This window comes from Microcystis sp. M53603_WE2 (genome assembly GCF_030065435.1).
Genome location: NZ_JASJFF010000211.1, coordinates 1 through 5234, shown reverse-complemented (window position 1 = coordinate 5234; position 5234 = coordinate 1). Strand labels below are relative to the sequence as shown.

The 5234-nt window shown below is 43.1% G+C and carries 8 protein-coding genes; 4 read left to right on the top strand and 4 right to left on the bottom strand.

Annotation, left to right across the window (positions count from 1 at the left end):
- Positions 1 to 160: 160 nt before the first annotated feature.
- The 4 genes from PX481_RS04625 to PX481_RS04610 form a co-directional block, all read right to left on the bottom strand.
- Positions 161 to 442 (bottom strand): type II toxin-antitoxin system RelE/ParE family toxin, encoded by a 282-nt coding sequence (locus PX481_RS04625; RefSeq protein WP_002761671.1) that lies wholly within the window; start codon positions 440 to 442, stop codon positions 161 to 163.
- Positions 443 to 588: 146 nt separating this feature from the next.
- Positions 589 to 1032 carry a type II toxin-antitoxin system YhaV family toxin gene (locus PX481_RS04620; RefSeq protein WP_002761672.1) on the bottom strand — a complete coding sequence of 148 codons (444 nt, stop codon included), beginning with the start codon at positions 1030 to 1032 and terminating at the stop codon, positions 589 to 591.
- Positions 1022 to 1342, bottom strand: coding sequence for a hypothetical protein (locus PX481_RS04615; RefSeq protein ID WP_002761673.1), 321 nt, complete (start codon positions 1340 to 1342; stop codon positions 1022 to 1024). Before PX481_RS04615 ends, PX481_RS04620 begins: the two co-directional genes overlap by 11 nt.
- A 429-nt stretch (positions 1343 to 1771) precedes the next feature.
- The gene (locus PX481_RS04610) at positions 1772 to 2344 is read right to left on the bottom strand and encodes a hypothetical protein (RefSeq protein ID WP_002761674.1); all 573 of its coding nucleotides are present in this window, start codon (positions 2342 to 2344) and stop codon (positions 1772 to 1774) included.
- A 177-nt stretch (positions 2345 to 2521) separates the two neighbouring features.
- On the opposite strand from PX481_RS04610, the gene PX481_RS04605 reads away from it, so the two are divergent.
- From PX481_RS04605 to minE, 4 genes are all read left to right on the top strand, one after another.
- A complete protein-coding gene (locus tag PX481_RS04605; RefSeq protein WP_002761675.1) occupies positions 2522 to 2893 on the top strand; it encodes a hypothetical protein in 372 nt (123 codons plus the stop codon).
- A gap of 12 nt (positions 2894 to 2905) precedes the next feature.
- Positions 2906 to 3733, top strand: coding sequence for a septum site-determining protein MinC (minC, locus tag PX481_RS04600; protein WP_002761676.1), 828 nt, complete (start codon positions 2906 to 2908; stop codon positions 3731 to 3733).
- A gap of 243 nt (positions 3734 to 3976) precedes the next feature.
- A complete protein-coding gene (gene minD, locus PX481_RS04595) occupies positions 3977 to 4777 on the top strand; it encodes a septum site-determining protein MinD (protein ID WP_002761677.1) in 801 nt (266 codons plus the stop codon).
- A 29-nt stretch (positions 4778 to 4806) separates the two neighbouring features.
- Complete coding sequence (gene minE, locus PX481_RS04590) at positions 4807 to 5094, top strand: cell division topological specificity factor MinE (RefSeq protein WP_190358315.1); 288 nt, start codon at positions 4807 to 4809, stop codon at positions 5092 to 5094.
- Positions 5095 to 5234: the final 140 nt, after the last annotated feature.

Below are 5234 nucleotides of genomic sequence, written 5' to 3'. Positions count from 1 at the left end.
TTCCTCGATAATTTCCTTGATTTGCTCTATTGGTACATTAAGATCTTCTGCCAAACGTTCTTGGCTAATTTCCATCGGTTTGAGAAATTCTTCTAACAGAATCTCACCAGGATGAATGGGGGCTAATAATTTTTTCTCAGTCATGATTATTGAGTAACAATTAATGATAATCGACTATTTCTACATTGTAGGCGTTGCCATTTTTCCAAATAAAACAGATCCGCCACTGATCGTTAATTCGGATACTATGCTGATTTTTTCTATCTCCTGAGAGTTTTTCCAACCGATTAGATGGAGGAATGCATAAATCCTGTAAAGTTTCGGCCGCGTCTAAAACTTCTAGCTTTCTCCGAGCATTTCGTTGAATATCTTGAGGTAATTTTCGTGAAAATTTACGTTTGAATACTTGCTCTGTCTCCTTAGATGCAAAACTCTTAATCATCAATAATTAGGAAAATGCACTACTATCATATCATCTTAGTGCGATCGTCGATCTCATGCTAACGTTAGATCGCAATCTTTCTGTGGAGGCGCAGTTGAAAGTGTATCTGTGGGTTACGATCGCTTTTTCAACCACCTTATCACTAGCTAATCTTCTTGGCTATCAAGGATTAAAGCGTCAAGAGAATTGGGAAAATCACCTCGCTCAACCATTTTTGTGAAGGCTTTATAACAATCATTTTTATCCCCTTGTTTGCGAGGACAGCCTAGCCATAAAACAAAAATTGCTTTATACTCCTCGGTTTGTATAGCCCGAAAGAATAAGCGATAACGGTCAGGTAGTCCCATCTTTTTGACTCTTCCGTAATGCTTGAGCGCCCCAGTCAGAGCAAAATGGGAAGCAAAAGGGTCGAGAGGGATTTTTTCTTTAATGGCGACCATAATCGCCCTGTAGAGTTTGACTGTAGAATGAGTACGGTATGCTTCTGTTGGCAAGGTGTTTTTTAGTTTACGAACCTCAACTTGTAAATCGCGGCGTTGTTGCCCAAAAAGTCTTTTAATAAAGTAGATTCGCCAACCGTTAACTATCAAGTTCTACTCCTGTCATCAACTCTTCATCGACCGCTGCCATCGCTTCCGTATAAGCTTCTAACTCAGCATCAGCATTTAATAGGGCTTGCTTGGTCAGAAAATCTAAGAATAAACTCAGCATCAGTTCATCTTCCTCCTGTTCTAGAGATTGAGGCTGTAAGCGGACTAATAAGGTATCAGGGTTGATAACTTCAACAGCACCTTTAGCTTCCTTAAACTGGGGATTATCCTTAAAAAAACTGGCACTCAAACGGAAACCTGAAGCATTGCCTATTCTAGCCCAGGTTAGATTGTATTTTTTGTTACTCATGATTTTAGGCAAGGTTTACTACATATCATGTTATTACATAATTTAATAACATACAAGGTTGCCCAGCTTCTCAACCGCGTTTTAGCTCAACTTCCCCCATACATATATACTATAGGGGAGCGCGCCGAGAAAGCCATCGAGTAAAACTAGCGGATTTCGATTTAACACCGCGTAATGAAAAAAGTTCCGATTTTTGCCGTGGTGTACCGCAGCGTGAAACTTGCCGAAAACGTGTTCCGGAACATGGTAGAGAAACGTAGAAATTAAATCACCGAGTAGCAAGAGCGCTAGGGTGATCAGGATGGCTTTTAGTATAAGTAGTATCAAAATTTTCCCCTTAATTTTTCCGCTCGATCGTGTTTTGCAATTTACTATAAAAGAGAAAGTTAAATTTTTCTTTATGATTAAGTTAATTTTTAAAATCACGCCTTATGTGAGTTGCCCAAAGGGTTGAACAAGAGTCTGCTCAAAGGTGAGAACATCAATACCAAAACGCTGACGCAACAGTATCCGCAGGGTATGACTTGCCATTTTAGCGGCAACATGGACACAAAGTCCCTCAACTTTCTTTCTGAGCAATCGCTCCAAGTTGCGTCCTGTATTCTGCACCTCATTGAAAACCCCCTCAATCCGTTCTCGAAAATGTTGAAGAAGTCGCTCAAAGACGGGAGAAGTTTGTTGATGTTGATTGACTCTCTTAGCTGCAGAGACTCGATTACCTGTGGTTCTTGATATCTCAGTCTGCCAATCAGTACCAATAAACCCCTTGTCGGCTAGGATATTGTTGCCTTGAATGAACTGCAATACGGATTCTGCTGCGGGAGCGTTCGTCAGTATGAGCAGGGACGAGGGAATGAACCAAAAGGTCAACATTTCACTATCACTGAAACTAGGCTCAGGTCCAGGCAGCATGGGAGTCAAGCGATATCCCTGTTCTTGATACCAGTCATCCACCAGGACATAAATAATAGTCAAGAGGGTGGGAGCATCTATCCTATTCATGGGAGGCCTCATGCTTTGGAGTGATTACCTTTATCGTGATGCCTCCCTTTGATTTTACAAACCTCTCTATCTCACATCAGCCGTAATTCCTAATTCATAATTCCTAATTCCCACTGCTGCCGGCTGCTCAAGGTTCATAATTAAAGAAACATCTATACTGATAGCCAGTTAATTTTTATGAAAACTGTTGCCGATACGGACTTGCAAAGGCTAGAAGACTTAATTATCAACGGACAAAAAGCGATCGAGACTCGTTTCACGGCGATCGAAACTCGTTTCACGGCGATCGAGAATAGTATCGTCGAAATTAAAGCTGATATTGGCGAAATTAAAGCTAATATTAAGGAAATCAAGCAAGATGTTAAATCCTTAGAGATAGGACAGGCAAAATTAACCGAAAGAGTCGAAGGGATGGATAATCGCCTCAAAATAGTCGAGGGCAGTCAAAAAAATCAAATTTGGGCATTAATAACCATTTTAGGGGGTTCACTGATTACCGCTTCCGTCGGTTTGCTGATCGCTATTTTGCGCTTTGTCTTGTTTAAGTAAAAAATTATCTTTATGGATGAAACTAAAACCGAAATAAATCAAGAAATCGACCTAGAAACCGAAAAAATTGAGCCATCAGCCTCGGTCATGGAAAGATACGCCCAAATTCACTTAAAAAGTGAGGGCGAGAAATTGGTGCTAATTTTACCCAAAACCGGCGCCGGGGAGACAAGTCAGGATTGGACAGATATCTTGACAGGATTGAAATATTATCTCCGTAATAGCGGTCAAAACTGCCCGGCTAGAACACCTGTACACCTACGGGCGAGCGATCGCCTGATGGATACGCGGCAACTACAAGCGATCGCCACAATTTTAGACAGCGCCGAATTACCCCTACATACCATCCAAACCCAAAGAAGACAAACCGCAGTGGCAGCGGCAACTATGGGTTACAACGTCGAACAAATGCGATCAAATCCCACGGTTTTCGGGGACGAGCAACCGCTGCCATCCCTCCTCGCCGAACCTTTGTACTTAAAAACTACCCTGCGATCGGGTGTAGAAATCCGTCACCCGGGTACAGTTATAGTCATGGGCGATATCAACCCCGGCGGCTCGATCGTCGCTGATGGCGATATATTAGTTTGGGGGAGTTTACGCGGTGTGGCCCATGCTGGATTCCGCGGCGATCGAGCAGCGGTAATTATGGCCCTGCGAATCGACTTAACTCAACTGAGGATCGCGGAATTAGTGGCACGGACCCCGGCTTTAAATAGCGATCGCATGGAACCAGAAATTGCCTGTATCAGCGAAGGAGGAATCCGCATCATTGGGGCTTATAATTTTTCCAGAACCTACACCTTTAAAGATCAAGTGGGATGGGTCGAAAAAAAGTGATCAGTCACCAGTAAACAGTGATCAGTGACCAGTGATCAGTGACCAGTGATCAGTAAACAGTGATCAGTAAACAGTGATTCAGTGACTGGTAAAAATAGCGATTAACTGCGTTGAAACGAAAAACTCTATAAAACTGATAACTGATAACTGATAACTGATAACTGATAACTGATAGCTGATAACTGATAACTGATAACTGATAGCTGATAACTGATAACTGATAACTGATAACTGATATAAATTATGGCTCGTGTAATTGTGGTGACATCGGGAAAGGGAGGAGTCGGTAAAACGACGGTAACGGCGAACTTAGGTTCAGCTTTATCTCAATTAGGCTGTCGAGTCGCCCTTGTCGATGCCGATTTCGGACTAAGAAATCTCGATTTATTGTTAGGATTAGAACAGCGTATCGTTTATACTGCCATCGATGTGGTGGCGGGAGATTGTAGTCTTGATAAAGCTTTAGTTAAGGATAAAAGACAGGAAAATCTGGTTCTATTACCGGCGGCACAAAACCGCACCAAAGAGGCAATTACTGCCGATCAAATGAAGGATTTAGTCGCCCAATTGTCAAAAAGTTACGACTATGTATTGATTGATTGCCCAGCAGGAATTGAAATGGGTTTTCGCAATGCGATCGCCGCCGCCCAGGAAGCGATCATAGTTACTACCCCAGAAATGTCGGCGGTGAGAGATGCCGATCGCGTGGTGGGATTACTAGAAAGCGAGGATATTAAGAGTATCCGTCTGATTGTCAACCGGCTGCGGCCAGAAATGATCCAACTTAACCAGATGATCAGCGTCGAGGACATTCTCGACTTATTGGTAATTCCCCTGTTGGGGATTATTCCCGACGATCAAAGAATTATTATTTCCACTAATAAAGGGGAACCATTAGTATTAGAGGAGAAGACCTCTCTCCCCTCCATGGCCTTTAGAAATATTGCCCAGCGTTTACAGGGTCGCGATGTGCCGTTTCTAGATTTAATGGCCGGTCAAGAAGGTTTTCTTACTCGTCTGCGTCGTCGCTTGTTTGGGCCTTAAACTCTCTCATCTCAACCCCTTAACCTACTATGAATGACCTGATCGATAAACTTCTAGCATGGCGCGGTTCGGGCAAAAGTGGCGACCAAGCTAAAAAACGCTTAAAACTTATTCTGGCCCATGATCGCACCGATCTTAGTCCCGAACTTCTTAGTATGATGCGTCAAGAAATCTTAGAAGTGGTCGGTCGTTATCTTGATATCGACACCGAGGAAACCGAGTTACTCTTAGAAAGTGACCAACGAACTACCGCCCTGATTGCTAATTTTCCGATTCGTCGGATCAAACGCCGTCCTTTAACCGAGAAATTGCCATGAAAACTCAACCGATCGAGCTTTGGCTTAGTCTAGCGGTCAGTCCCTTTCTTCTCTCCTATCTGGCCTTGCGTTCCCTCAATCATTGGTTAATTGAATTGGGCCGGGAAAGTGAGGAATTGTTTCGCGGCGATCGCTTGCCC

Excerpts from the sequence above, each read along its gene's own strand:
- PX481_RS04605 (WP_002761675.1), top strand. The coding sequence starts at position 2,522 with ATGAAAACTGTTGCCGATACGGACTTGCAAAGGCTAGAAGACTTAATT.
- PX481_RS04615 (WP_002761673.1), bottom strand. The coding sequence starts at position 1,342 with ATGAGTAACAAAAAATACAATCTAACCTGGGCTAGAATAGGCAATGCT.
- PX481_RS04610 (WP_002761674.1), bottom strand. The coding sequence starts at position 2,344 with ATGAATAGGATAGATGCTCCCACCCTCTTGACTATTATTTATGTCCTG.
- minD (WP_002761677.1), top strand. The coding sequence starts at position 3,977 with ATGGCTCGTGTAATTGTGGTGACATCGGGAAAGGGAGGAGTCGGTAAA.
- PX481_RS04625 (WP_002761671.1), bottom strand. The coding sequence starts at position 442 with ATGATTAAGAGTTTTGCATCTAAGGAGACAGAGCAAGTATTCAAACGT.
- minE (WP_190358315.1), top strand. The coding sequence starts at position 4,807 with ATGAATGACCTGATCGATAAACTTCTAGCATGGCGCGGTTCGGGCAAA.
- minC (WP_002761676.1), top strand. The coding sequence starts at position 2,906 with ATGGATGAAACTAAAACCGAAATAAATCAAGAAATCGACCTAGAAACC.